Consider the following 2809-nt stretch of genomic DNA (forward strand, 5'->3'; position numbering starts at 1 on the left):
GGGGAACAGGCTTGAAAATATTTAGTCCACGGAGGTGGACTTTGTTTGTGTAGATGCGGTTTCTAACCGCCGATTTATTTTTTTTGCTTGTGTAGATGTAACTGCCGATTTATTATTTATGCCAAACAAGCTAAAAAGTCTTGTTTCAATTTGGCTTCATCTAAATTACGTCCGATGAAAACAAGTTCATTTTTTCTGGTTTCGTTATCTTTCCAAGGCCTATCTGGTCTACCATCAAATATCATGTGTACCCCTTGGAAAACAAACCGATCATCTTCTCCAGCAATATTTAAAATGCCTTTCATGCGGAAGATATCTGTGCCTTGGGTACGCAATAATTCACCTATCCAATTATTTAGTTTTTCCCCATCCAAAGGTTCTTGGGCTACTAAAGCAACAGAATATACACTTTCATCATGTTGGTGAGCATCTTCACCTAAGAAATTTGGGTCAATTTCTAAAGCCCGATCTAAATCAAAGGCTTTTACTCCTAAGAGTGCATCCATTCCTAGTTCTGAATTTTGGGTACGATAAATTTTAGCGATCGCATTCATCCCCCGAATCCGTTTTTCTAATTCTTCTAAATTTTCTGCTGAGACTAAATCTGTTTTATTCAACAAAATTACATCAGCAAAAGCAATCTGTTCTTGGGCTTCGTCTGCTTCCCAATGTTGCCATATATGTTTAGCATCCACAACAGTCACTACCGCATCTAACGATAATTGACTTTGCATATCTTCATCTACAAAAAAGGTCTGAATCACTGGTGCAGGATCAGCTAATCCCGTAGTTTCAATTACTAAATGATCAAACTTATCTCGCCGTTTCATCAAGTTGTTGATAATCCGAATTAAATCCCCACGCACTGTACAACAAATACAGCCGTTGTTCATTTCAAATATTTCTTCATCGGCATCTATCACCAATTGATTATCAATCCCAACTTCGCCAAATTCATTGACAATCACAGCTACTTTTTTACCGTGTTCGTAGGTAAGAATGTGATTGAGTAATGTGGTTTTACCTGCTCCTAAATAGCCAGTTAAAACGGTGACGGGAACTGAATTTAATGTTTCTGAAGCAATCATAGTTTCAAATTTATTTTGATAATCATTATCTGTTTAACATATTTTCGTTAAAAATGGTAGTATTACCTCAAAAACCACTGTGGGGTATTCTTCATGCAATCCCAAAGAACCAGGAACTACAACGCTGTTTACCCCTGGTAAAGCTGCCAAAACGTCCATTTCTTGGCGTGATTTCGGGGGGCTAGATTTGCCAATTACCGCCATTACTGGGATAGATAAAGACTGGACTAAAGATAAAAACTCTGATTGACTATGGATAGGATCTATGTTACCAGTAACAAAGGCAGCCGAAGCAAATCTCGCTCCTGGTTGCTGGGTACTTTGCCATTTTTGAGTAATAAAATCCGGTGTGAGTTTAGCCGCATCTGTGAAGACATGACGACTATACATCCAACTGAGAAATGAGGGTGTGGTGTTGAGTTTATAAAGTGCTTGACCGAGAATAGGCGATCGCACTAATCCCCTCACTATACCAGCTATTTGCTGACTTGCCCCCATTGTTGGCAACGGACCACGCCAAGTCGGAGCTAATAATACTATTTTAGAAAAGATATCCGGTTGATTAACAGCTAATTTTAACACATAACCCGTAGCATGACCAGCCGCCACCACATTAATTGGTGTATTAAAGATAGATTTCACGAAATCAGCCAAAAATTGCTGATATATGGCTGAGTTATAATCTAAACTGAGTCGAGAAGATTCCCCAAAACCCGGCCAGTCGATAGCAGTAACTTGAAAATGGGCAGCGAGTAATGTAGCTAATTCACCTACTTCTCCCCTGGTGGAAACGCTGCTAAAAGCTGGGAGAAGTAACAAGGGTGAACCTTGACCAATGGTTTCATAAACCACACGTACTGGCTGATTTTGCCAAGACCAAGGATATTCTTGAACTATGCCACCAAAGGCGCTGATAGTAGGGTTTTTTATGGTATCAATCATGATTAAGTTTCCAACTTACATTCCAAAGCCTTTCTTTGCATCATCTTAAAAATGTTGTAAAATCCATTGGCGCGGGAAGGTGTTAAACTAACATTTAAACCAGTAGCTTGGATAAAATCAGGACTCAATTGAACGATTTCTGTGGGTGAGCATCCATTTAAGCCTTCTACAAGCAGTGCTAATAATCCCTTAGTTAACTGAGAATCAGAATCGCCCTGAAAAACCACACCTCCATCAGCTAATGCTGCGGTGACATACACCTGAGAAACACAGCCTGGAACTTTATTTTCGGGTATTTTATCTGTTTCTGGTAATTCTGGCAACTTTTGAGCGTACCAGATTAATTGTTCATAACGTCGCTTGGGGTCTGTGGAACGTTGGAAGCGTTGAACAATTTTAGCAAGAGCGGGTGGTAAGGAATCAAGACTTGAAGACATGATGGATTTGCAAGCAGTACCACTTTAATTTTAGACTATCTGGAGAGCGATCGCACCATAACCCATCTATAGACTATGATAGGCAAATAAAGTAACAGAGCAGAAAGCTATGGTTACAGCACCCCAGGAATACTTACCCACCGCCGAAGACTTACCTGATAGCGACGAAACCCCAGTGGATAATGAACTACAAAATGATATTCCCAATCTACTGTTAAATTTATTGAAATGGATTTGGAGCGCTCGTCAGGATTGGTTTTGGGGAGTAGATATGTGTATTTACTATGAACCAAATAAAGAAGAACCAATAAAATCTAAATCCATTGTTCCTGATGGTTTTTT

At 39.5% G+C, this 2809-nt stretch carries 3 protein-coding genes and 1 pseudogene; 1 reads left to right on the forward strand and 3 read right to left on the reverse strand.

Annotated elements, in window-relative coordinates; translation table 11 throughout:
- Positions 1–116: 116 nt before the first annotated feature.
- The 3 genes from VB711_RS10275 to VB711_RS10285 are packed head-to-tail and all read right to left on the reverse strand — an operon-like array spanning position 117 to position 2467.
- Complete coding sequence (locus VB711_RS10275; RefSeq protein WP_323285816.1) at positions 117–1088, reverse strand: GTP-binding protein; 972 nt, start codon at positions 1086–1088, stop codon at positions 117–119.
- Between the two features lie 33 nt (positions 1089–1121).
- Positions 1122–2030, reverse strand: a complete 909-nt coding sequence (locus tag VB711_RS10280) for an alpha/beta hydrolase (RefSeq protein ID WP_323285817.1) — start codon at positions 2028–2030, stop codon at positions 1122–1124.
- 2 nt (positions 2031–2032) lie between these two features.
- The gene (locus VB711_RS10285; protein WP_323285818.1) at positions 2033–2467 is read right to left on the reverse strand and encodes a SufE family protein; all 435 of its coding nucleotides are present in this window, start codon (positions 2465–2467) and stop codon (positions 2033–2035) included.
- A 109-nt stretch (positions 2468–2576) separates the two neighbouring features.
- Between VB711_RS10285 and VB711_RS10290 the strand changes: the two are divergent.
- Positions 2577–2809, forward strand: a pseudogene (locus tag VB711_RS10290) (Uma2 family endonuclease); the annotation flags it as partial.

Origin of the sequence: Cronbergia sp. UHCC 0137 (genome assembly GCF_034932285.1) — a bacterium.
Classification (GTDB): Bacteria; Cyanobacteriota; Cyanobacteriia; order Cyanobacteriales; family Nostocaceae; genus Cronbergia.